At 51.7% G+C, this 23,735-nt stretch carries 19 protein-coding genes; 8 read left to right on the top strand and 11 right to left on the bottom strand.

The genetic code is table 11. The features are described 5' to 3' along the window. The first annotated feature begins 211 nt into the window (after positions 1–211). Positions 212–1,861 (top strand): alpha,alpha-trehalase, encoded by a 1,650-nt coding sequence (locus FDW92_RS21420; protein WP_042311762.1) that lies wholly within the window; start codon positions 212–214, stop codon positions 1,859–1,861. Positions 1,862–1,888: 27 nt separating this feature from the next. On the opposite strand, the gene FDW92_RS21415 is transcribed toward FDW92_RS21420, so the two are convergent. Next, complete coding sequence (locus FDW92_RS21415; RefSeq protein WP_042311761.1) at positions 1,889–3,478, bottom strand: STY4199 family HEPN domain-containing protein; 1,590 nt, start codon at positions 3,476–3,478, stop codon at positions 1,889–1,891. 410 nt (positions 3,479–3,888) lie between these two features. Here FDW92_RS21415 and FDW92_RS21410 point away from each other — a divergent pair, with 410 nt between their 5' ends. Then, positions 3,889–4,239: a lysozyme gene (locus FDW92_RS21410; RefSeq protein WP_042311758.1), complete on the top strand. Its 351-nt coding sequence runs from the start codon at positions 3,889–3,891 to the stop codon at positions 4,237–4,239. Positions 4,240–4,257: 18 nt separating this feature from the next. Here the strand turns inward: FDW92_RS21410 and FDW92_RS21405 are convergent, their stop codons facing one another. Continuing rightward, positions 4,258–4,860, bottom strand: coding sequence for a response regulator transcription factor (locus FDW92_RS21405; RefSeq protein WP_042311756.1), 603 nt, complete (start codon positions 4,858–4,860; stop codon positions 4,258–4,260). A gap of 364 nt (positions 4,861–5,224) precedes the next feature. Then, positions 5,225–5,983 carry an SDR family oxidoreductase gene (locus FDW92_RS21400; protein ID WP_042311753.1) on the bottom strand — a complete coding sequence of 253 codons (759 nt, stop codon included), beginning with the start codon at positions 5,981–5,983 and terminating at the stop codon, positions 5,225–5,227. Positions 5,984–6,102: 119 nt separating this feature from the next. Between FDW92_RS21400 and FDW92_RS21395 the strand changes: the two genes are divergently transcribed. The 3 genes from FDW92_RS21395 (at position 6,103) to FDW92_RS21385 (ending at position 9,747) form a co-directional block, all read left to right on the top strand. Next, the gene (locus tag FDW92_RS21395; protein ID WP_042311998.1) at positions 6,103–7,002 is read left to right on the top strand and encodes a LysR family transcriptional regulator; all 900 of its coding nucleotides are present in this window, start codon (positions 6,103–6,105) and stop codon (positions 7,000–7,002) included. A gap of 47 nt (positions 7,003–7,049) precedes the next feature. Then, the gene (gene yhjD, locus FDW92_RS21390) at positions 7,050–8,075 is read left to right on the top strand and encodes an inner membrane protein YhjD (RefSeq protein WP_042311750.1); all 1,026 of its coding nucleotides are present in this window, start codon (positions 7,050–7,052) and stop codon (positions 8,073–8,075) included. A 349-nt stretch (positions 8,076–8,424) separates the two neighbouring features. Then, complete coding sequence (locus FDW92_RS21385) at positions 8,425–9,747, top strand: MFS transporter (protein WP_042311748.1); 1,323 nt, start codon at positions 8,425–8,427, stop codon at positions 9,745–9,747. Between the two features lie 43 nt (positions 9,748–9,790). On the opposite strand, the gene FDW92_RS21380 is transcribed toward FDW92_RS21385, so the two are convergent. Next, entirely contained in the window at positions 9,791–11,851 is a 2,061-nt protein-coding gene (locus FDW92_RS21380; protein ID WP_042311747.1) for an AsmA family protein, read from the bottom strand. A gap of 77 nt (positions 11,852–11,928) precedes the next feature. Continuing rightward, entirely contained in the window at positions 11,929–12,696 is a 768-nt protein-coding gene (pdeH, locus tag FDW92_RS21375) for a cyclic-guanylate-specific phosphodiesterase (protein WP_042311746.1), read from the bottom strand. A gap of 229 nt (positions 12,697–12,925) precedes the next feature. Here pdeH and FDW92_RS21370 point away from each other — a divergent pair, with 229 nt between their 5' ends. Next, positions 12,926–13,855 (top strand): sugar kinase, encoded by a 930-nt coding sequence (locus tag FDW92_RS21370; RefSeq protein WP_042311737.1) that lies wholly within the window; start codon positions 12,926–12,928, stop codon positions 13,853–13,855. A gap of 92 nt (positions 13,856–13,947) precedes the next feature. Here FDW92_RS21370 and FDW92_RS21365 read toward each other — a convergent pair whose 3' ends face one another. The 5 genes from FDW92_RS21365 to FDW92_RS21345 form a co-directional block, all read right to left on the bottom strand. Continuing rightward, positions 13,948–15,441: a pitrilysin family protein gene (locus FDW92_RS21365; protein WP_042311734.1), complete on the bottom strand. Its 1,494-nt coding sequence runs from the start codon at positions 15,439–15,441 to the stop codon at positions 13,948–13,950. A gap of 222 nt (positions 15,442–15,663) precedes the next feature. Further along, positions 15,664–16,950 carry a C4-dicarboxylate transporter DctC gene (gene dctA / locus FDW92_RS21360; protein WP_006687518.1) on the bottom strand — a complete coding sequence of 429 codons (1,287 nt, stop codon included), beginning with the start codon at positions 16,948–16,950 and terminating at the stop codon, positions 15,664–15,666. 157 nt (positions 16,951–17,107) lie between these two features. After that, positions 17,108–19,114, bottom strand: coding sequence for a biofilm formation regulator HmsP (gene hmsP / locus FDW92_RS21355; protein WP_072014793.1), 2,007 nt, complete (start codon positions 19,112–19,114; stop codon positions 17,108–17,110). A 225-nt stretch (positions 19,115–19,339) separates the two neighbouring features. Next, positions 19,340–19,447, bottom strand: a complete 108-nt coding sequence (locus FDW92_RS21350) for a type I toxin-antitoxin system toxin Ldr family protein (RefSeq protein ID WP_042311730.1) — start codon at positions 19,445–19,447, stop codon at positions 19,340–19,342. Between the two features lie 85 nt (positions 19,448–19,532). Further along, positions 19,533–19,766 (bottom strand): hypothetical protein, encoded by a 234-nt coding sequence (locus FDW92_RS21345; RefSeq protein WP_137400697.1) that lies wholly within the window; start codon positions 19,764–19,766, stop codon positions 19,533–19,535. A 105-nt stretch (positions 19,767–19,871) separates the two neighbouring features. Here FDW92_RS21345 and megL point away from each other — a divergent pair, with 105 nt between their 5' ends. Then, entirely contained in the window at positions 19,872–21,068 is a 1,197-nt protein-coding gene (gene megL, locus FDW92_RS21340; protein WP_042311728.1) for a methionine gamma-lyase, read from the top strand. Positions 21,069–21,185: 117 nt separating this feature from the next. After that, positions 21,186–22,484 (top strand): aromatic amino acid transport family protein, encoded by a 1,299-nt coding sequence (locus FDW92_RS21335; RefSeq protein ID WP_042311726.1) that lies wholly within the window; start codon positions 21,186–21,188, stop codon positions 22,482–22,484. 33 nt (positions 22,485–22,517) lie between these two features. Here FDW92_RS21335 and FDW92_RS21330 read toward each other — a convergent pair whose 3' ends face one another. Continuing rightward, complete coding sequence (locus FDW92_RS21330; RefSeq protein WP_042311720.1) at positions 22,518–23,720, bottom strand: sigma 54-interacting transcriptional regulator; 1,203 nt, start codon at positions 23,718–23,720, stop codon at positions 22,518–22,520. Positions 23,721–23,735 lie beyond the last annotated feature (15 nt).

Here is a 23,735-nt window from a genome sequence, read left to right as displayed (position 1 = left end):
TGTTCTGAAAATGGAATATCTTAAGGTCGTGTACGATTCTGAATTATTCATTATTATCATTGAGATAGTTTAATTTTTTAAATAACGCGTGACTCTAAAACGTGATCAACCGCACGCTTTACTCAGCCAATACCGAAGCGAATGTCTACGCTTAACTGACGACCGGGCAACAGCCTTACTATTTCAACGTCCATCGGAGGTCTTTCTCATTATGCTCAACCAGAAACTACCCCACGCCCCTTCTGAAGAACTGACGATCGACATCGATCTGCTTTATGAAATGGATCCGTGCGAGTTAAAGCTGGATGAAATGATTGAGGCAGAGCCTGAGCCGGAGATGATTGAAGGGCTGCCCGCCTCAGATGCCTTAACCCCGGCCGATCGTTACCTTGAGCTGTTCGAACACGTTCAGTCATCGAAACTGTTTGCCGATAGCAAAACCTTCCCCGACTGTGCGCCCAAAATGGACCCTCTGGACATTTTGATCCGCTATCGCAAGGTCAAACGCCATCGGGACTTTGACCTGAAGCGCTTTGTTGAGAACCATTTCTGGCTCCCGGAAACGCCCTCCAGTGAATACGTTTCTGACCCGGCAAATTCGCTGAAAGAGCATATCGATCAACTATGGCCAGTGCTGACGCGCGAACCGCAGGACCACATTCCCTGGTCCTCTCTGCTGCCGTTACCGCAGTCATATATTGTGCCTGGCGGACGTTTTAGCGAAACCTACTACTGGGATTCCTATTTCACCATGCTGGGTCTGGCAGAGAGCGGTCGCGAAGATCTGCTGAAATGTATGGCGGATAACTTTGCCTGGATGATCGAAAACTATGGTCACATCCCAAATGGTAATCGAACGTACTACCTGAGCCGCTCGCAGCCGCCAGTCTTTGCGCTGATGGTGGAACTGTTTGAAGAAGATGGCGTACGTGGCGCGCGCCGTTATCTTGATCATCTAAAAATGGAGTACGCGTTCTGGATGGATGGCGCCGATTCCCTGGTGCTCAACCAGGCCTACCGCCACGTGATCAGAATGTCGGACGGATCCTTGCTCAACCGCTATTGGGACGATCGTGATACGCCGCGCGATGAATCGTGGCTTGAAGACGTCGAGACCGCCAAGCATTCGGGGCGACCGCCCAATGAGGTGTATCGCGATTTGCGTGCAGGCGCGGCCTCGGGATGGGATTACTCCTCGCGCTGGCTACGCGATGCAGGTCGCCTTGCCAGCATACGCACGACACAATTCATCCCAATTGACCTAAACGCATTCCTCTACAAGCTGGAGAGCACCATCGCCAATATTTCGGCGCTGAAAGGTGATAAAGAAGCTGAATCGCTGTTTCGCCAGAAAGCCAATGACCGGCGCGACGCGGTGAATCGCTACTTATGGGATGATGAAAACGGCTGCTATCGCGATTATGACTGGCGACGTGAACAAATGGCCCTCTTCTCTGCCGCCAGTATCGTACCGCTGTATGTCGGCATGGCAACGCATGAACAAGCCGACCGGCTGGCCAATGCGGTACGCAGCCGCCTGCTAACGCCCGGGGGCATTTTAGCCACAGAACATGAAACCGGTGAGCAGTGGGATAAACCCAACGGCTGGGCACCGCTGCAATGGATGGCTATTCAAGGTTTCAAACTGTATGGCGACGACCATCTTGGCGATGAAATAGCCCGTAACTGGTTGAAAACGGTGAATCTCTTTTACCAGGAACACCACAAGCTTATCGAAAAATACCATATTGCCGACGGCATGCCGCGCGAAGGCGGCGGCGGGGAATATCCGCTGCAGGATGGCTTTGGCTGGACAAACGGCGTGGTGCGCCGACTCATCGGGCTGTATGGCGAACCTTAGCCGCTAACGGCCTGACTCCTCAGGCCGTTAGTTAATCGCATCGTAGAGTTCAGTATGAATTTTTTGCCACTTCTTATTCTCCGGGCTGGGCTCTGCACGAGCGCGCCGCTGAGCCTGTTCCAGATCATACTGCTGACGCGCGATAACCGCCGGAACCGAACAAAAACTTTGCAGGTAGCTTTTGTGCAAGGAAGTGAGTGACGCCCCATTCGACATGGCATGACTGAGCGTACTCATAAACTGTCTGCAAGGTTTGCTCTCGTTCATCTGCGCAGGATAGCGCAGCAGCAGTCTCAATACCTCGGTATTGCCCGCAGAAAATGCCTGCTCCGTCCACGCCAGCTTCCAGTCCATCCCGCCTTGCAGGAACAGTGACGTCACGCGAGTATCGTTGCGATCGATAGCCGCGCGCATGTTAAAAGCATCCCAGGTGATCCCCATTCGGGTCACAGATTCCCGTGCGGAAGGTGCATCACGCCGTGGCTCCTCCTGCACGATTTCAACGGATTGTCCGGATGACGCCTGTGGCGCTGGCGAAGTGAATAACCAGAACGCACCCAGCGAAATCACCAGCACCATCACGCCGACCGCGACCCACAACACGCCGGAAATCAGCTGTTCACGCTCCTCCGCACTGCGCTTTGCCCGCTTCTCCGGCGGATCAATACTGTCGGCAATTTCCTGTTTATCGCCGCCCGCCTGCTCATCCTTTTGCTTTGCCGTTTCCCAGAACTGGCGGACGGTCGCCTCATCAGACTCCATATACGACGCGGGATTAACACGCGTACGCCGTTCTGCAAATGCCCGTTGTACAGGGTGAGTAATCTGTCGGTACTGACACTCCAGCAGCATCAGTTGTACCGAGGTCAGCGGCTGCTGTGCAATAACGCCGTTACGGGCCAGCCGACAATCATCGAGGAACATACGCAACGTAAGACGGGGTTCGACAAACAGCGTCAGCACCGAGGTGTCGTTAAAAATCTGGGTAAAGTGGCGTACAAACAATTTCTTATCCACGACCATCAGCGCCAGCTCGCTGAACATCATGCCGTCCAGCGCATCCCGACTTTCACCCAGCTTTAACCAGCGACGCAGACGTTCACCCCCGAAGTGCTGCTTCAGGAAGCTGTTGAGTGGATGTTGATCCGGCCATACTCGTGCGATAAGCGATTTGAGCGTTAACTCTATTGCACGAAGCTGACGCTGCGCGTGGATCTGTGCTTCCGGCTCTGCACGTTCAATCTCAGTTTCATACTTCAGGATCGGCTGTTGCTGGCGCAATTGTTCCAGAGACGCCACGAAGCGCAGCGCAGAAATCAGCTGGTTTTCACTGACGTCCTGGCCATTTTCATACTGTGGCACGCTCTGCTGCAGATGACGCAGCCGCAGAGTGAACTGGCTCAACTGCGCATCATTCATCTGCAACCGTCTGGCGACAGCTCCCCAACCGCCCAGATTCAGTCTGGCCTGGTCAAGCTGCTCGAGGAACCATCGCGGCTCTTTGCCTTCTGCTACATGCACGCCTAACAGCAGCAATATTTCTACCGATGCCTGACGAATGATTGCCAGACAACGTTCAAAGGGTGTACTTGTCGCTTGTAACGCGCTATTGGTCATCATCTTCCCTAAAAGGACCCAAAACGTGCGGCCACACAATGGTATGTCGTTATTTTCTATGAAAGCAGATATGTATCGACGTAGACTAAAATACATTCATATAACAAATAAATCTGTTTTACAGTGACTTCCGCACAATCATTGAAAATTATTCAGGAGATATGCCCGCGCCTGTATTGAAAACATCACGCCCGATCTGTCGTCCACTGAGGGTGAACGAATACATTCACAAAGATACGCTGCGGGAAGCGGCTGCATCACATATGGCGCGATGACTGAATTTTCGGCCTGTTAAAACGTGAATATCGGCCGCCAATGCCATAAGGCGTTTTGCTGTAAAAACTGGCCACATGGCAACTGGCGTAACAGAGTGGATTTCTTAAAATATATCTCTTTGTTCAGAGAGTCTTATGCCGCTCCGTTCGACGCATTTCACACCCGCCTGTGTCGCATTTATTAAGCAATGGCAAGGCCTGTCGCTGGAAAAGTATCAGGATAAAAATGGGGTTTGGGTGATAGGTTACGGGCATGAAATTGCCGCAGAAGAAACCTTTGATACTCCCATTACGCTAATGCAGGCAGAATCACTTCTGCTCGCCGATCTGCATCTCTGCGAGGGGTTCATACATGAGAAAAGACCGCAAATAAAAGATCGGTTTCAACTGGAAGCATTAATTACGTGGATATTCAGCGTGGGAATAACTCGATTTAGCGCTGCAGAAATTTGGCCTGTGGCGATTTCACAGCCAGAAGTGTTCTGACTGTGAAATTTGCGGCCATTAAATGGCGTCGTTTAACATCATTGCCGCCTGGGTACGGTTTTTTACCTCCAGGCGCTGATAAAGCGATTCAAGATGGGCTTTTACCGTTCCGGTACTGATATTTAACAGTCGACCAATTTGTTTATTCGATTCGCCCGCGGCCAGCATCGTCAGAATCTCCCGCTGACGCGCACTGAGCGATTTTATATTTTGTCTGCTACTCTCAGTCGCTGTAATACAGTCTCTGGGGATAAACATCATGCCCATCGCGACACTATTGAGCGCCAGTGTGAAGGTTTCCGCGTCAGAGTCACGTGGAACAATGGCCAGCACGTTTAATTGCGTGACCTCCTGTAGCCATCTTTTACGGCAATCCGTTACTGTTACCAGCACTTTTGCCGCCGCATAGCGCTGCGCGATCTGTTGTAGCAAGCTGCGGCAGAACTCAGCATCAAGATCGCCATCCAGCATTACCAGCGCATCAGGGTTGTCTTCCAGTTTCTGCCACAGATCATCTGCCTGACTGACACCCTGAACATTCACTCCTGGAATACGTTGCTGTAAACTTACATTCATTCCATGAATAAATATTGACTGCCTGTCAAACATTATTAACTGCATTATTTATCTCCGTCTGAATAAGATATTAGCCTTAGCGCGCGGAAGGGTATAACCCATAGGGTAAAATAAGAAGTCACCATTTGGCGGAGGGCTATTCTACCGATAGTCGCAGAAGAAAGAAGCAGAAATTATGATTAGTTACAGCTCAATCAACAGAATCACACAAAGGAACAAAAACAGCGACACATATTAAGTAAATTCTTATATTCTGACGTTTATATCCATCAAATTAAAATTAATTAAACGCAGTCTATATTTGTGGCGAAAAATAAGGAATCCATACTATCAGCCAAATGTGTTACAAAATACAACATCGCATTAAATGCTTATTCAGCCAATATCTGGCTGAATAAGACACTATGGATTACAGGAACATCCCGCCGGAGACCTCAATACGCTGCGCCGTCATCCAGGCCAGCTCATCGCTGAGCAATGCGGCAATCGCGTCACCGATATCATCCGGCAAACCAACGCGCCCCAACGCAGTTTGCGATGCAATGTACGCATTCAGTTGCGCGTTATCCCGCACATTTCCACCGCTAAAATCCGTTTCTATCGCGCCGGGGGCAATAATATTGGCGGTAATTCCGCGCTCTCCCAGCTCTTTTGCCTGATAACGGGTTAACACTTCCATCGCCCCTTTCATGGCCGCGTATGCGCTGTAACCCGGCAATGCAAAGCGCGCGAGCCCGGTTGAAACATTGAGGATCCTGCCGCCTTGATTCATCAGCGGTAAAAGATTCTGCGTCAGGAAGAATGGACCTTTAAAGTGAATATTCAAAAGTTGATCAAATTGCGCTTCGGTGAACGCCGGATACGGCGCATTAATACCAACCCCGGCGTTGTTCAATAAATAATCAAAGGTGTCGCTTTGCCACTGGGCCTGTATGGTTTTCTGCACCTGTTTTATAAACTGAGGGAATGTTGAAATATCCCCGACATTCAACGGCAATGCCGCGGCTTTACCGCCTGATTGGCGAATTTCATCCACAACCTGCTGCGCTTCTTTTTCATTGCTGTTCCACGTCAGGATGATACCAATTCCTTTGCCCGCCAGCTTAAGCGCGGCGTTTTTACCGAGTCCACGACCGCCGCCGGTCACCAATGCGATACGTTGCGTCATAAGAAACCTCATTTCTTGTGTAGTGAAGATTGAGACAAAGCTTATTAGGTGGTAAAAAAACAATAAATACCGCTAACTACGCATTACTGTTTCGTACAGAACAACAATAGGGCATGGGAATGGATAAAATTCACGCAATGCAGTTGTTCATCCGCGTCGCAGAACTGGAGAGTTTTTCGCGTGCGGCGGACACCCTTGGACTACCTAAAGGTAGCGTATCGCGACAAATCCAGGCCCTGGAAAATCATCTTGGCACGCAGCTGTTGCACCGCACCACCCGACGCGTCCAGCTCACACAAGACGGCATGATCTATTATGAACGCGCGAAAGATCTGTTAAGTAATCTGGATGAACTGGATGGGCTATTTCATCACGATCCGGCCAGCATCAGCGGCAAGCTGCGCGTGGATATGCCGGTGGGCGTTGCGAGAAATCTGGTGATGCCCCGCCTGACAGCCTTCTTGCATCAATATCCGGGACTTGAACTCGAACTCAGCAGCAGCGACCGTCTGGTGGACTTGATCCGCGAAGGTTTCGACTGCGTGGTACGCGTCGGTACGCTGAAAGATTCAGGGCTGATTGCCCGTCCCCTGGGGAAACTCACGCAGATTAACTGCGCCAGCCCAAAATATCTGGCCCGCTTTGGCTACCCGGAAAGCCTGGAAGATTTAGCCTCGCATGCGGTGGTGCATTACTCAGTGAACCTGGGAACCCGTGCGCAAGGTTTCGAAGTGGCGACAGACAACGGTACTCAATGGGTTAAAACCGGCGGCATGCTGACGGTGAACAGCACGGAAACCTATCATGCCGCGTGCCTTGCCGGCCTGGGCATTATTCAGGTGCCACGCGTCGGCGTACGCGACGCCCTGCGCACCGGTACGCTGGTCGAGGTATTACCGCAGTATCGTGCCGCGCCAATGCCGGTTTCTCTGTTGTATCCGCATCGCCGCAACCTCTCCCGCCGGGTTCATCTGTTTATGGAATGGCTGACCGGCGTAATGAAAGACTATGTTGACTGACAAGCTATACTGTCCTGAGAATGAACAGAACAAGGAATACTGGCCTGATGACGCAGGAAAAAGAGATAAAACGCCCCATTCAGGAACTTGAGCACGCACCGATCCCAAAAATTGAGACCCAGGAGCGTGAAAAAACAGAAACCAACGGTACAACCAACCAGGCATTGCAAACAGCCCTGACCCTCGCCGATAAAATTCAACGTCAGCCCGTCATCGCCCATATGATTCGAGCCGCAGAGCGTTTTAATGACCGCATGGGAAACCAGTTTGGCGCCGCTATCACCTACTTCTCGTTCCTGTCGATGATCCCTATCCTGATGGTGTCATTTGCCGCCGCCGGTTTTATTCTCGCCTCGCACCCTACGCTGTTACAGGATATCTTCGGCAAGATTCTGCTTAATGTCAGCGACCCGACGCTCGCCTCCACGCTGAAAAACACCATTAACACCGCCGTTCAACAGCGAACCACCGTGGGTCTGGTCGGGCTTGGGATCGCCCTTTATTCCGGGATTAACTGGATGGGCAATCTGAGAGAAGCGATTCGTGCCCAGTCGCGAGATGTCTGGGAGCGTACACCGCAGGATCAGGAAAAAATTTGGGTAAAATACCTGCGTGATTTTGTCTCATTGATTGGTTTGCTGATTGCGCTGATTGTCACCCTGTCCATTACTTCTATCGCCGGTTCCGCCCAGCAGATGATTATCTCTGCGCTGTATCTCGACGGCATCGAATGGCTGAAGCCCGCCTGGCGCCTGATCGGCCTGACCATCTCTATTTTCGCCAACTATTTACTTTTCTTCTGGATTTTCTGGCGACTGCCGCGTCACCGGCCACGTAAGAAAGCACTTATTCGCGGTACGTTTATCGCGGCGCTGGGGTTTGAAGTTATCAAAATGATCATGACCTACACGCTGCCATCATTGGTGCAATCGCCGTCAGGCGCGGCGTTTGGTTCCGTGCTTGGACTGATGGCGTTCTTCTACTTCTTCGCTCGTCTGACGCTGTTTTGCGCCGCCTGGATTGCGACAGCGGAATACAAAGATGACCCGCGAATGCCGGGGAAAACTCAATAGCCACTGCCGGATTAGTTGTGAATTGCCGGATGGCGACGCACGCGTCTTATCCGGCCTACGGGTGAGTTTGTAGGCCGGATAAGCGCAGCGCCATCCGGCAATTATAATGCCGCCTGCTCTTACTGATTTAGTGAATAAATCCAACTCGTAACTTTTATTTAACCAAAAACCAGTTTTATCATCTAAGTTTTAAATTATGTGAAGCATTTCATGGAAGTGAAATCTCCAGCATAAATATTATTCCCTTTTTACTCATTTTTTAACCAATCACAGAATTTGTTACAGATTGAAATATCGCTTTTGCTGTGCGTAATATGGCCTTTCGTTCGGCCAAAAATAAGAAAATATTATGCAAGCAACAGCCACAACACTCGACAACGAACAGGAACACACCCCGGTCAACTCGCGCAATAAAGTCGTCGTCGCCTCACTCATTGGTACCGCCATTGAGTTCTTCGACTTCTATATCTACGCGACCGCCGCGGTGATCGTGTTCCCCCATATTTTCTTCCCGCAGGGAGATCCGACCGCGGCTACGCTGCAGTCCCTCGCCACCTTCGCTATCGCTTTTGTGGCCCGGCCAATCGGCTCCGCAGTATTCGGTCATTTCGGCGATCGCGTAGGCCGTAAAGTCACGCTGGTTGCTTCACTGCTTACCATGGGGATTTCAACGGTTGTCATTGGCCTGCTGCCGGGCTATGAAACTATCGGCATTTTCGCCCCGTTGCTGCTGGCGCTCGCTCGTTTTGGTCAGGGCTTAGGTCTGGGCGGTGAGTGGGGCGGCGCGGCGTTGCTGGCAACGGAAAACGCGCCGCCGCGTAAACGCGCACTGTACGGGTCATTCCCGCAACTGGGCGCGCCTATCGGCTTTTTCTTCGCCAACGGCACCTTCCTGATGCTTTCCTGGCTGCTGACCGATGAACAGTTTATGAGCTGGGGCTGGCGCGTACCGTTCATCTTCTCTGCGGTACTGGTGATCATCGGCCTGTACGTTCGCGTTTCATTGCATGAGTCCCCGGTCTTCGCCAAAGTGGCTGCGGCGAAAAAACAGGTGAAAATCCCGCTGGGTACCTTACTGACAAAACATGTTCGCGTAACGATCCTCGGTACGTTCATCATGCTGGCGACCTATACGCTGTTCTATATCATGACCGTCTATTCAATGACGTTCAGTACAGCCGCTGCGCCTGTAGGGCTTGGCCTGCCGCGTAATGAAGTGTTGTGGATGCTGATGATGGCGGTAATTGGCTTTGGCGTTATGGTGCCTGTAGCGGGGCTGCTGGCCGACGCATTTGGTCGCCGCAAAAGCATGCTCATCATCACCACGCTTATCATTCTGTTTGCGCTGTTTGCCTTTAAACCGCTGCTCGGCTCTGGCAATCCGGCACTGGTGTTCGCTTTCCTGCTGCTGGGTTTAAGTCTGATGGGACTGACATTTGGTCCAATGGGCGCATTGCTGCCGGAGCTGTTCCCAACCGAGGTTCGCTACACGGGCGCCTCATTCTCGTATAACGTTTCGTCGATTCTTGGCGCTTCCGTTGCCCCTTATATTGCCGCATGGCTGCAGGCGAACTACGGTCTGGCAGCGGTAGGAACGTATCTGGCGTCGATGGCGGCGTTAACATTGATCGCGCTGCTGTTAACCCATGAGACCCGTCATCAGTCATTGTGATTCTTTTGCCGGATGCGGCGTAAACACCGCATCCGGCCTGACATCACTTCTTCATTTGCGACAGTATCGTCCGGCACTGATTGGTTTCACCTTCGGAAGGGGAAATCAGCGCCAACAGTGCCGCCGCTGGGGTGACTAACGTGGCTAATGCGGCGGCAACCGCACCACGCGCAATCAATGGCCCAGCTTTTACGCCTGCCTGCGGGTTCTTGAAGGTCCCGCGAACATACAGCGGCGAACGCAGCGTAATAATACGAATACCTTTGCTCTCCGGATCGATGGTTAAATCCAGTTGCTCAGACGCAAAACTCGCGGTCCCGGTCACATTGATCACCGCATTTTCCGTATCAAAAGCAAAGATCTGCGGACGTGCCACGCCGTTAACGATATCCAGATTCGCCGCCGCGCAGTTTACGCGAACTTCGTCGTCACCAAATATCTGACCAACAAGATAGTTACCCAGATTTAACCCCACAATTTCCATCAGATTCCGGCTGATTAAGCCATCGTTCATCAGCAGCTTCAGGTTGCCATTGCTGTTCCCCAACAGCGCGGCCACCGAGTTTCCACTGCCGCTAAATTTAGCGTCACCGTTCATTTCACCGAGCGTTTTCTGCATCAGTTCTACATCCGGCATGAGCTCTTTTAGTTTCAGGCGGCGAGCCTGAATGTCCGCCTGCCCGCGCATCGGCTTTTTATCCCCTTCCAGATGGATTCTGGAAACAATGCTGCCTCCCGCCAGGCCAAATTTCAGCGGCTGCAGGCGCAGGTCGGCATTTTTCAGGATGATATGGGTGGAGAGATCGCTAATCGGTAGGCTGCTGCCGTGCTCAATGCGTCGACCTTTGAAACGTACGTCAGCATCCATAACATTCCATTTGTCAGTTTCGAAGCGGTCATACGGTAAGACTTTATCGGCAGGCTGGACGCTCTTCTCACCTTTGCGCTGTTCAGATTGTTTGGCCTTTTCCGCGCCTTTACCCGAATCCACACCAATCAGCGGTCCCAAATCAGCCAGTCTCAGCTGGCGTGATTCGACGTCCCCTTCCAGTTTCGGACGCGGCTTACCGGTCGTATAAGTTAGCGTTCCATGAATAGCGCTGTCGCCAATGCGACCATTAAAATCGCGGTAATCAAAAACAGAGGATTTTTCCGGATCGATTTTCGCCACCAGACGCCCGTCGGTTTCAAATGGCGGCGTATCCGGGAGCAGCACCCCCGTCAAATCGTACAAATCCCCTAGCGAATCACCCGAGAATTTAAGCCGCAGATCCACGCCGCCCATATTCATCGGGTCATTTACCGTACCGGTAAATGCTACCCGCGTATTGCCCGAACGGAAATCAGCCTGCACCGGGAAAGGGGTTCCTTCACCCCTCAGCGCCAGCATCCCGCCTATTTTTCCGCTACCGCTTAGCGGTTCGTCGTTATAGCGTCCTTTGGCCTGCAAACCAAATACGTAATCCTCAACGCGGGTTTGACTCTCTTTACTTTTTGCGCCCGTCACTTCGCTAAAGGGCAATGGCTTACCCAGCGGATCGACCAGAATCTCAAGTTCCGAGCGGGTCACCTTATCGTTAATAGCGATGCGTCCTTGATCGAAGAGAATATTATCCAGCCGGAAAGACCACGCGGATGGCGGCGCATTCGGATCACGGTTTTCGTCTTCTGCGAGGGTAAAGGTCCAGTTATTGTTTTTCTCCGACAGGCGGATAAGGCGCGCATCAGGCTTTACCAGCTTGACCCACGGTAGCCAGACGGTTTTTGTCAGTAATGCCAGTGGCGCGAGCGTGGCTTCCACGCGGGGAAGATGCACCATGGTGACGTCGGGAATCTCCGGCGGGTTGCCAAGGATAATATCCTCGGCATGAACGTGCGGCCACGGAACCCAGCTACGCCAGCCGGTTTCCTGCTTCTGGCGCTCCCAAACCACCCCCAGATCGCCCCGTATGGCGAAGGGCCGGTTGAGTTCTGTAGAGACTTTCTGGTTGATGGTCGGTTTGAGCCGGTTCCAGTCAAATGTCGCAATCACAATGATGAATACGACGATCAACAACAAGAAAACCCCTGATATTGATACGGTTATTTTGCCTGCTTTTGTCATAGTTAGCGTCCTCACTTCCTTCCTTGCCTGTCCTAAAGATAGTCCAGCAGGGCAAAATGAGGGACGTTACATCCGAATCAAAGCGACAGGATCACCTCTTCGAGGGTGTCCAGAGGTACTGGACGAGAAAGAAAATAGCCTTGCGCCGCGAAAGCCGGTGAGTTTTGCACATCACGCCACTCTTCAAGTGTTTCAACACCTTCAACAATCACCCCGCGGCAATAGCGGTTCATCAGCTGTAACAACAGCGTGAAGAGATTGCGGCCTTCCGGCGTCTGACGCAGCATGACAAACAGATCCCGCGCCACTTTAATATAGTCGTAACTCACTTCGCTCAGGGCCGAGAAGTTCGCCATTCCGGTACCAAAGTCATCCAGCCAGAGTGGACCAAACTCGCACATTGAGGCGAACGACGATCCCTTCGGCAGGCGGATATGCTCCACCAGCTCAAAACGCAGCCAGGGCAGGCATTCGATGATTTTCAGGATTTCAGGATCCTGGCGCATTGCAATCAGCGTTGGGCCATCGACATTCACTGAGGCCAGCAGGTTATTGGTTCTGAAAAAGTCACCTTTCAGCTCAAGCTGCAGAAGCTGCTCTTTCACGACCTCTATACGGTGTCGGACGGCCACTTCAGCAAAATAGCGATCTGGCGCAATACGTTGGGCAGGGTTAGCAGGATGGCTCACGACGGTCAACAGTTCAACGGCCATCAGCCGTCCATCAGTCTGGTAAATCGGCTGATAGGTGTAAGCACGCTCGCACTGCAGCCAATAGCGTCTCGCCTGCAAGCTTTCGATACTCGCATCGGGCGTAATGAGCTGCTGGGTAACCTGCTTTATCATCAAAGATGTCCTGTAAATAAGAGTGTGACTGACCGGACTCGTCAAAGGTTATCGGCGCTCGGGCGCAGAACTTTACGTTCCGCCGCAGGCAAAATAAAAACTAAGCGGCAAAAACAGCGCAGAACACGTGCTGGCTCAAAAAAATAATGGAACGTTGTTTTAATATAGTTGACCACTTAACACCCACAGCGCACACTAACGCTAATTTTTTTCAGAGCAGGTTACGACTATGTCCAGAAAGATTGCCGTGATTGGCGAATGCATGATTGAGCTGTCACAGAAAGGCGCTGACGTTCAGCGCGGATTCGGTGGCGACACGTTGAATACATCCGTTTATATCGCCCGCCAGGTCGATGCGGCGGCACTTTCCGTACACTATGTGACTGCACTGGGTACTGACAGTTTCAGCCAACAAATGCTCGAATCCTGGCAGAGTGAAAATGTTGACACCTCATTAACCCAGCGTATGGAAAACCGCCTGCCGGGACTCTACTACATTGAGACCGACAGCACCGGCGAGCGCACCTTCTACTACTGGCGTAATGAAGCTGCCGCAAAATTCTGGCTGGAGAGCGAACAGTCCGCCGCGATTTGCGAAGAGCTGGCGACGTTTGACTATCTGTATCTGAGCGGAATCAGCCTGGCGATTCTAAGCCCGGCCAGCCGTGACAAACTGCTGACGTTACTGCGTGAATGCCGCGCTAACGGTGGAAAAGTCATTTTTGACAATAACTACCGCCCACGCCTGTGGAGCAGCAAAGAAGAAACGCAGCAGGTTTATCAGCAGATGCTGGAATGCACCAATATCGCGTTCCTGACGCTGGATGATGAGGACGCGTTGTGGGGTGAAAGACCTGTAGCCGAGGTAATTGCCCGTACGCACGCGGCTGGTGTTCAGGAAGTCGTGGTGAAGCGCGGCGCAGATTCTTGCCTGGTTTCTATCGAGGGCGAAGCGCTGATCGACGTCCCGGCCGTTAAATTGCCGAAAGAGAAAGTGATTGATACCACCGCTGCGGGAGATTCCTTCAGCGCCGGGTATCTGGCGGTACGTCTGACCGGTGGCGATGCCGCCGATGCCGCAAAACGCGGTCACCTGACGGCAAGCACAGTGATTCAGCATCGCGGGGCGATTATCCCACGCGACGCTATGCCGCAATAACGTGTTGTTCTTGTAGGCCGGGCAAGCGAAGCGCCCCCGGCATACCCACCCAAGGCCGGATGGCGGCGTAACCGCCTTATCCGGCCTGGAGGTTACTGTACCGGCGGGATATCCGTCACTTCAGAATGTGACTCATCCGTGTCTACCGGCGTTGCCGCTGCGGTAACGGGTGCCATAATGCTATCCCACGTCGCCTGCAGTTCCTTCATATTGAATTCAGGCTCCCCCTTCGGCTGCAGCAGAATTAACGCCATATCTTGCGACAGTTGCTGGCGCAGATCCTGATTCAGCATCTCAACGTTCAGACTGTTGAGGAAGCTCTGGCGTAAACGCTGATACTGTTCAGGCGCGATATCCACCACCTGATTTTGCAGCGAGCGCAAACGCTGGCTGATCAAAATGTCGGTATCGGTACGGCCATAGGTGGCAAACAGTTTCTGCAGTTCCAGATTCTTTTGCGCCACCAGCGCATTGAACTCTTCTTCCGGCAGTCCCTTGTCACGCACTTTCGCCAACTCACGCGCAACCGTACCGAGGTTCGCGTTCAGCTTATCGTTCGGCGACTCCACGTTGATAGCGCACTGGGCACGCAGGAACAGGACCCGACAATCAAATCCAAGGCCGATATCTTTGGCATTGTTTTTGGTCAGTTCCTGCTGAATATGCCAGAACAGCGCTTCACGGGCTAAATCAGCGCGCCAGTAGCGTAATAGCGCGGCGGATTCACGGATTGGCTGCCACGGCGTGTCCCACATGATGGAAAGGCGATCCTGGCGTACCGCATCGGTCATAATGCTCACGGCTTCCGCACGCAGCGGCGAAAGCGTCGGCACCGGCGCAGGGGTTTCCCGTTTTCCTTTTAACTCGCCAAAGGTTTTATTGATTTGTTCAGCCACGCTGCGCGCATCTACGTTACCCACGATAATCAGCGTCATCGCGTCCGGGGTATACCATTTCTGGTAGAAGGACTGGATTTTCGTGGCGTCGACAGGCGTTTTCAGCGGATCGGCTGGATCGTGCCCCAACAGGGTTGAGCCCTTCAGACGGTAGCGCCACCACCCCTCTTTGGTATCGGACGGCCAGGTTGCGACCATATCTTCGCTACTCAGCGCGTGGTTGATCGTTTCAGGGGTGATGCTCAGATTGCCGGAAATATTCGCCAGGTAAGAAAGTGACTCTTTCAGCAGATCGTTACGGCTGTTAGGCAGACTGAGGTTATATAGCGTGGAATCATAGGAAACGATAACGGGCGGCATGGGACGCTTGGGATCGAACCCCTGCTGCCATAATGAACGGGCTTGCGTGGCATCGAGGCCACCGCTTTGCGTCAGCGCGATACGCGGGATCGCATGGCTGAAACCACTCTGTTGCGTACTTTCGGTGAGTGAACCGGTATTGACCAGCAGGCGAACCTCAATACGGTCGCTGGGGCGCTGGGGAGTGGCTAACACTTGCCACTGTAAACCATTTGCCAGCGTGCCCTGTTGCCACGCCGGGTCAGGCTGGAGCGCATCTGCCTGCACATAGCCGGCAGCGGCCATCATCAGCAAGCCGCCCGCTAAAAGTCGAATTTTTGTGCCCTGCATGTGAACCCCTGATCAACTATCCTGGTAATAAAAAGACAGCCCGCGAAAGGGCTCTCTGAATATGACGTTAAAAACACTTCGTGTTAGACCGCAAGAACATGAAAATGTCACGGAGGAAGTGAAAAAATCCCGACGCCGCCGAATCGACGGTTTCAGGCACAGGGGGTAATTATGCGCAAACACCCGCAGTCCTGGAAGGGACTACGGGCATAAGTGACGAGATTAAGAGGATAAATCGTGCGTTTTGCCATCCGGCGCACGATTATTCAGCGTGTCATCCAGCTTTTTGGTATCCAGTTCTTTCACCCATTTAGCCACAACGACGGTTGCAACACCGTTACCAATCAGGTTGGTAAGCGCACGGGCTTCAGACATAAAGCGGTCAATACCGAGAATCAGCGCCAGGCCAGCGACCGGTAAATGCCCCACCGCAGAGATAGTCGCGGCCAGAACAATGAAGCCACTCCCGGTCACACCCGCTGCGCCTTTCGAGGAGAGCAGGAGCACCACCAGCAGGGTTATCTGATGGAAGATATCCATGTGACTGTTGGTGGCCTGAGCGATAAACACCGCCGCCATCGTCAGATAGATTGATGTTCCATCAAGGTTAAACGAGTACCCCGTGGGTATAACCAACCCGACAACCGACTTCCGACAGCCCAGTTTCTCCATTTTATCGAGCATACGCGGCAGTGCGGATTCAGAAGAAGATGTACCCAGTACGATCAGCAACTCTTCACGGATATAGCGGATGAATTTGAAGATGCTAAAGCCAGTCGCGCGAGCAATGGAGCCCAGTACAAGAACCACAAACAGAATACAGGTGATGTAGAAGCAGATTATCAGCTGCCCCAGTTGCACCAGCGTTCCGACGCCATATTTACCGATGGTAAAGGCCATGGCACCGAAAGCACCGATCGGCGCCAGGCGCATGATCATATTGATGATGCCGAAAATAACCTGCGAGAAGCTTTCAATTACGTTGAAGATCATCTGGCCTTTGCTGCCCAGACGATGCAGAGCAAAACCAAACATTACCGCAAACAGCAATACCTGCAGGATATTACCGCTGGCAAACGCGCCAATGACGCTCGCAGGGATAATGTCCATCAGGAAACCTACGATCCCCTGGTCTTTTGCCTGTTCGGCGTAAATCGCTACCGCTTTGGCATCCAGCGTTGCCGGATCGACGTTCATCCCGGCACCGGGTTGCACCACGTTGACGATGATAAGGCCGATGATCAGCGCAATCGTACTGACAATTTCAAAATAGAGCAGTGCAACCGCACCGGTGCGGCCTACTGCTTTCATACTTTCCATACCTGCAATGCCGGTCACGACAGTACAGAAGATGACAGGTGCGATGACCATCTTGATGAGCTTAACGAAAGCATCACCAAGCGGCTTCATTTGGGCGCCTAATTCAGGGTAGTAATGGCCAAGGAGAATACCAATGGCAATTGCTGTCAGGACCTGAAAGTAAAGGCTTTTGAATATAGAGGTCTTCATAGGGTGTCCTTAAAGTAAAAACCACAGGTCTTGTAAGGTTTTGTTTAACCTGCGGCCTTAAAGTAACACCCACTCAACATGACAGAAATGCACCTGGATCATAATTGATACAAAAATGTTAAAAATTTTGAGCTGGCTCGCACAAGCGAGACCTTTTTTAACTTTTGTAATCAGCGCTTTCCGGTGCCAGGTAACGTTCTTCAAAGATATTTGCCGGAACGGGTCGGGCAAACAGGAAGCCTTGCGCCACTTCCACCCCGGCTTGTGATAACCATTCGCGTTGCGCTTCCGTTTCAACGCCTTCGGCGATCATCTGCAAATTGAGGCTGTGTGCCAACTGAATGATAGCGGAGATCATGCTGCAATCTTCGGGCACACCATCGACAAACATCTTATCGATTTTGAGTACATCCACCGGTAGCGACTTCATATGCTGTAGCTGTCGCAGACCCGCATACCCCATGCCAAAGTCGTCCAGCGCGATGCGCACGCCCGCGTTGCGCAGCGGTCGCAAAATGGTCACTGCGGCGTGGGGATCGTCAATATGCCGACTTTCAGTCACTTCCAGAATCAATGTGCCAGGCTTAATGCGATAGCGCGTCAACAACTCCAGCAGATCAGACACCATACTTGGGTGCATCAACTGGAGAGCGGATAAATTCACCGAAAGCGGCAGCATCAGACCGCGTTCTTGCCAGGCTGACAGCTGGCGGCATGTTTCTTCCAGCACCCAATAACCGACTGTCACCATCAGACCACAAGACTCAATTCTGTCGATTAACCCTTCCGGAAGCTCCCAGCTACCGTCCGGCTGCTGCATCCGCAATAATGCTTCTGCGCTCAATACCTTGCCGCTGGACATCTCTACCTGGGGCTGCATCCAGAGCGCAAATTGCTGGTTATCCATAGCGGTTAAAATATCGTTTTCCTGGGTTAAACGCTGCTGCGCCTCTTCCATTTGCAACGGATCAAAGAACTGAATTTGGTTTTTACCTTTATGACGCGACGTTAACACGGCGGACAGGGCGCGGCGGTAGAGCTGCTCTGCGGTTAAATCACCATAAAACATCGCCACCCCAATGTTGCAGTTCGGACGTAGTTGAATGCCCTGAATCGGTAACCGCTCATTAACGATAGTGAGTACTTGCTGACCTAGTGTAATAGCATGCCAGGGCTCTTTTACACCATGCGCGATGATGGCAAAGTCATAGCCGCTCACCTGGGTAAGCACCATTCTGGGAGCCAATACGGATTTCAGTTTTTCGACCAGCGTGAGCAGCAGGATTTCTCGCTGAGTTTCGGTTAACACGCCCGCGGTATCACGCAGGGTTTCACAGGTGACAATCATCAACGCCGTCGTTTGCTGACGCGTCACTACCTGCTCCAGTAATCCCATTAAAAACGACTTGTTGGGCAATTCTGAAACCGGGAAGCGCATCGAATGGTCGCTTTGCTCTTCGCTATGGCGTTTGATGAGCTGCTGATTGAGGTTGTAGCTACGCACCAGCATACCAATCTCATCATCCTGATGCAGACGTGGTAATGCCAGTTGATAGCCAATCAGGTCCTGCTGTTGAATGTCGTTCAACTCACGAGCGATTTTGCGTAATGGATGCACAATCAAACGGTTAATACACCATGAGATAGCTACCGTGAGTATTAACGATAAAAGTAAGTAAATGGTCACTAACGTTGAGAGCGTGCTCATCACAAACTTGTACATGCGGTACGAATCCGCCTGCAGCACCAGATACGCCAGCGGTTGTGGGTTCGCTGAACGCTCAAGTGAATAGACCGGCAGCGAAATTTGCACCGGCAGCTCAAACAGGCGGGTCACCGTAACGGGAACCGGGCGTTCGGGAATAAAGCTCATCCGCAGCGCCTGAAACTGATTGGGGAGCACCACATCAGCGCGGCTGACCACGCCTGCTGGCCGAATACTGCGTAGAACGGCTTCCGCTTCGGGAATATCCCCTTTCAGGATAGTGTCGGAAAGAGGTTCACGGACGGAGCGAGCGATACTTTCCAGTTGTGTAGCCGTGTTATAGCGGTTCTGCTGTACCAGATGGAACAACAAAACGGTGCAAAAAATGAAAACAAACACCATGACAACGGCCGCGACCATTGCCATCTGCTTAATTGTTAACGAGCGACTGACACGCAAACTGACTCTCCACGGATAGACGAAACTGCCGTCAGAGTATACCCGATCGTAGCGGTATTAAGAGAGACGGTATCTGAAAACTTCCCAGCGTGCATTATCGCGACAGGATAGGCACCTGACGACGAGATTTATCTGCATTTAAGCCGAAAAAGGCCGCAAGGTCACCCCTGCGGCCTGGTTCGGGCGCATGTTGCCATCACGGCAGGCAGACGCCCACTAAGAGCATTACTTCCTGTTACGCAGCCAGCTCAGAATCAGGCTGGCAATAATACCAGCGATGATCGGAGCCGCTAAATCGTGCCAGAAGGCCACGCCTAACTGTGCGAGCGTCATATAGCCGCCTGTGTTGCAATGGCAACTGTTCGCGGCTATTCTTAACTTGTCTGGAGTCAAGTTAGCCCCCGTTTTGTTGCCAGGTTTATACCGAACAACGTGCGGGGGTTTTCTCTTTCCAGCAACCGATGCCGCCGGGGATCAAGCCCCCGCAACATTGCGCCTCACCGGGAATTCCCAGCTTGCCGCTGATTCTACGGTAGCCCATTCGCCATATCACCGCGCAATATTCCGCTCTGCGTAGCGCCTCGCATTTCACCCGTTTCTCGCCAGGACGCTGGAAAGATTCTTGCCAGTTGGCAACATTCCTGCCGACCATCAATCCAGGAAAATACATAACTCATTGATATCTATTAATTCAATTTCTGGCACAGCGATTGCTATTTGAGTGTGAGCTGTTCTGTTCCGAATTAAAGGAGATATCATGTCTGACTGTCGTACTTACGGATTCAACACCCAGATCGTTCACGCGGGGCAACAACCCGACCCTTCAACTGGCGCGCTCAGTACGCCTATTTTCCAGACTTCAACGTTTGTGTTTGACAGCGCCGAACAAGGTGCCGCCCGCTTTGCGCTGGAGGAGTCCGGGTACATTTATACTCGTTTGGGTAACCCCACCACCGATGCGCTGGAGAAAAAGCTGGCGGTACTGGAAAGAGGTGAAGCCGGGCTGGCAACCGCATCCGGTATTTCTGCTATCACCACAACGCTACTCACTTTGTGCCAACAGGGCGATCATATCGTTTCCGCCAGCGCGATTTACGGTTGCACCCACGCGTTTCTGTCACACAGCATGCCGAAGTTCGGGATTAACGTCAGCTTTGTCGATGCGGCGAATCCTGAAGAAATTCGCGCCGCCATGCGCCCGGAAACCAAAGTGGTGTATATCGAAACGCCCGCCAACCCGACGCTCTCATTGGTTGATATTGAAACGGTGGCCGGTATTGCCCATCAGCAAGGCGCATTGCTGGTGGTGGATAACACTTTTATGTCGCCGTACTGTCAGCAGCCTTTGCAACTGGGCGCAGACATCGTGGTGCACAGCGTCACCAAATATATCAACGGTCACGGGGATGTGATTGGCGGCATTATCGTCGGCAAGCAGGAGTTTATCGACCAGGCGCGGTTTGTTGGGTTGAAAGATATCACCGGCGGCTGCATGAGTCCGTTCAACGCCTGGTTGACGCTGCGCGGCGTTAAAACACTGGGCATTCGAATGGAACGTCACTGCGAAAATGCGATGAAAATCGCCCGCTTCCTGGAAGGACATCCGTCCATCACCCACGTTTATTATCCCGGCCTCTCTTCACATCCGCAGTATGAGCTGGGCCAACGGCAGATGAGTCTGCCAGGAGGAATTATTAGCTTCGAAATCGCCGGCGGCCTCGAGGCTGGCAGACGGATGATCAATTCTGTAGAATTGTGCCTCCTCGCGGTCAGTCTCGGTGATACCGAAACCCTCATTCAGCACCCAGCGTCTATGACACATTCGCCCGTTGCGCCAGAGGAACGGCTTAAAGCAGGTATTACCGACGGGCTTATCCGTCTTTCTGTGGGTCTTGAAGATCCAGAAGATATTATTAACGACCTTGAACACGCCATCAGAAAGGCAACATTCTGACCACTACAGCCTGAGCCGACGCCGATCGGTTCAGGCTGTTGGGAATCAAGGCACAACAGTCTGGCTATACGCGCAATCCTTTTCCGGGGAGAGCGTGTATTTTGGGCAGGGGGTTCTATGCAGGACAACACATTACAATTAAGCAACAATACAGCAACCGCCGTACCAATCTCAAAAAAAATACCGTTCACGAAATACGATTTTGGCTGGGTATTACTCTGTATCGGCATGGCAATTGGCGCCGGAACGGTACTGATGCCGGTACAAATTGGCTTAACTGGTATTTGGGTATTTATTGTCGCCTTTATTATTGCTTATCCCGCAACCTATATTGTGCAGGACATTTATTTAAAAACATTATCAGAAAGTGAAACCTGTAATGACTATACCGATATTATAAGTCATTATTTGGGGAAAAACTGGGGCGTATTTCTTGGCGTCATTTACTTCCTGATGATTATTCACGGTATATTTATTTATTCCTTATCCGTAGTATTTGACAGTGCCTCTTATATCAAAACCTTTGGCTTGACCGAGGCCGACCTTTCGCAGTCAATAATCTACAAAGTTGCCATTTTTGCCGTGCTGGTCGCCATTGCTTCCGGGGGAGAAAAGCTGCTGTTCAAAATCTCCGGTCCGATGGTAGTAGTAAAAGTGGGGATCATCATCGTGTTTGGTTTTGCGATGGTCCCGCACTGGAACTTTAGCAATATCAGCGCATTTCCTGAAGCCTCGGTTTTCTTTCGCAACGTGCTGTTGACCATCCCGTTCTGCTTCTTCTCTGCGGTGTTTATACAGGTATTAAACCCAATGAACATCGCTTATCGCAAACGGGTGGCTGACCGGGTACTGGCGACGCGCATGGCGATACGCACGCATCGCATCAGTTACATTACGCTGATTGCGGTTATTCTGTTTTTCTCCTTCTCTTTTACCTTTTCGATTAGCCATGAAGAGGCCGTTTCGGCCTTTGAACAAAATATTTCCGCCCTAGCGTTGGCAGCGCAGGTTATTCCAGGACAAATTATTCATATCACCTCAACGGTACTGAATATCTTCGCCGTATTAACGGCGTTTTTTGGTATTTACCTGGGGTTCCATGAGGCGATTAAGGGTATTATTCTTAACGTCCTGAGTCGTGTCATTGACGTTGAGAAAATTAATCCGTTAGTGCTTACGCTGGGTATTTGCACATTTATTGTGATCACCCTGGTTATTTGGGTGTCGTTCCGCGTATCGGTACTGGTTTTCTTCCAGTTGGGTAGCCCACTGTACGGGATTGTGTCGTGTATTATTCCTTTTTTCCTGATCTATAAAGTAACGCAACTGGAGAAATTGCGCGGCGTTAAAACCTGGCTGATCCTGCTGTACGGAATTCTGCTATGCCTGTCGCCATTATTGAAGCTGATTGAATAACCCGTCTAACGCGCCGTCAGCCACTGGCGGCGCTTAACTCACACTCTCCAACTGATAGCTGCGAATTTTATTCAACACCGTCGTATGCGACACCCCCAACGCTTTAGCGATATGCCGCGACGACACATTATCTTCGACCATTTGTTCGATGAGCTGACGCTCAGCACTAAGAACCTGTTCTTTAAAAGGGCGTTCCGTTGGGGCTTGCTCAACCGCGGGTAAATTCACCATTCCCAGTTCGTCCAGGGTAATGACATCCGATTCCGCCATCAGCATCAGACGAATAATGGTATTTTCCAGTTCACGGACGTTTCCCGGCCAGGCGTGATGGTGCAAGGCCGCAAAACAGGCTTTATCCAGGATTATCCGGCGCTGAAATTCCTTCGCGTACTTCTGCACAAAGTGGCGAATAAGTAGAGTGATATCCTGCGGACGCTCCCTTAAAGGAGGAATGGTGAGTGAAAGTACGTTGATGCGATAATAGAGATCGGCACGCAGCAGACGTTGTTCCACCATCTCTTCCAGATTGGCGTTGGTCGCCACAATAATACGTACATTAACCGGTATAATTTGTGCCCCGCCAACGCGACGGATCCCACCATCCTGAAGCACACGCAGTAATTTTGCCTGCAAGCTCAGCGACATTTCACCAAACTCATCGAGAAATAGGGTGCCTTTATCAGCCATTTCAAACAGCCCTTTTTTGCCTTTACAATCTGCGCCGCTAAAGGCCCCTTTCTCATAGCCAAAGAATTCACTCTCCATCAACGACTCAGGTAATGCAGAGCAGTTGACCGGAATAAACGGATAAAACCGCCGCTGCCCGGAATTATGGATAGCCCGGGCCAGTAACTCCTTGCCGGTTCCCGTGTCACCGCGGATCAGAACGGTATATTTGCTGTCGGCAATTCTGATCGCCTTTTCGATAAGTAAGCGCATGCTCTGGCTGCTGCAAATAATGTCAGAGAAATAGCGCGGGCGTTCCGGCTCGGACGTTGACAGTTCGCTTATCTCTTCACACAGGTAAGCGACATTAATAATATCGGCGCGCTGGCTTAAACAGGATTGCACGCAGGAAATATCCTGTAACTGGCGGCACCAGGATTTAATCAGGATCCGTCCCGGCGTGACTTTCATGGAGATGATATTGATATCACAGCAGGAAAATTCCTTCAGGACATCCTCAACCATCGACAGACGATCAATTGTTTTAATATCCCAGCGTATCGTGACCACATTTGCTCCTGATCG

It is taken from the genome of Citrobacter sp. wls706, assembly GCF_005281305.1.
Classification (GTDB): Bacteria; Pseudomonadota; Gammaproteobacteria; order Enterobacterales; family Enterobacteriaceae; genus Citrobacter; species Citrobacter werkmanii.
This window is presented reverse-complemented; position numbering and strand designations above follow the sequence as displayed.

Bases quoted from the DNA above. Each gene is read 5' to 3' on its own strand.
- FDW92_RS21420 (WP_042311762.1), top strand. From the start codon at position 212: ATGCTCAACCAGAAACTACCCCACGCCCCTTCTGAAGAACTGACGATC.
- FDW92_RS21415 (WP_042311761.1), bottom strand. From the start codon at position 3,478: ATGACCAATAGCGCGTTACAAGCGACAAGTACACCCTTTGAACGTTGT.
- FDW92_RS21410 (WP_042311758.1), top strand. From the start codon at position 3,889: ATGCCGCTCCGTTCGACGCATTTCACACCCGCCTGTGTCGCATTTATT.
- FDW92_RS21405 (WP_042311756.1), bottom strand. From the start codon at position 4,860: ATGCAGTTAATAATGTTTGACAGGCAGTCAATATTTATTCATGGAATG.
- FDW92_RS21400 (WP_042311753.1), bottom strand. From the start codon at position 5,983: ATGACGCAACGTATCGCATTGGTGACCGGCGGCGGTCGTGGACTCGGT.
- FDW92_RS21395 (WP_042311998.1), top strand. From the start codon at position 6,103: ATGGATAAAATTCACGCAATGCAGTTGTTCATCCGCGTCGCAGAACTG.
- yhjD (WP_042311750.1), top strand. From the start codon at position 7,050: ATGACGCAGGAAAAAGAGATAAAACGCCCCATTCAGGAACTTGAGCAC.
- FDW92_RS21385 (WP_042311748.1), top strand. From the start codon at position 8,425: ATGCAAGCAACAGCCACAACACTCGACAACGAACAGGAACACACCCCG.
- FDW92_RS21380 (WP_042311747.1), bottom strand. From the start codon at position 11,851: ATGACAAAAGCAGGCAAAATAACCGTATCAATATCAGGGGTTTTCTTG.
- pdeH (WP_042311746.1), bottom strand. From the start codon at position 12,696: ATGATAAAGCAGGTTACCCAGCAGCTCATTACGCCCGATGCGAGTATC.
- FDW92_RS21370 (WP_042311737.1), top strand. From the start codon at position 12,926: ATGTCCAGAAAGATTGCCGTGATTGGCGAATGCATGATTGAGCTGTCA.
- FDW92_RS21365 (WP_042311734.1), bottom strand. From the start codon at position 15,441: ATGCAGGGCACAAAAATTCGACTTTTAGCGGGCGGCTTGCTGATGATG.
- dctA (WP_006687518.1), bottom strand. From the start codon at position 16,950: ATGAAGACCTCTATATTCAAAAGCCTTTACTTTCAGGTCCTGACAGCA.
- FDW92_RS21350 (WP_042311730.1), bottom strand. From the start codon at position 19,447: ATGACGCTCGCACAGTTAGGCGTGGCCTTCTGGCACGATTTAGCGGCT.
- FDW92_RS21345 (WP_137400697.1), bottom strand. From the start codon at position 19,766: ATGGTCGGCAGGAATGTTGCCAACTGGCAAGAATCTTTCCAGCGTCCT.
- megL (WP_042311728.1), top strand. From the start codon at position 19,872: ATGTCTGACTGTCGTACTTACGGATTCAACACCCAGATCGTTCACGCG.
- FDW92_RS21335 (WP_042311726.1), top strand. From the start codon at position 21,186: ATGCAGGACAACACATTACAATTAAGCAACAATACAGCAACCGCCGTA.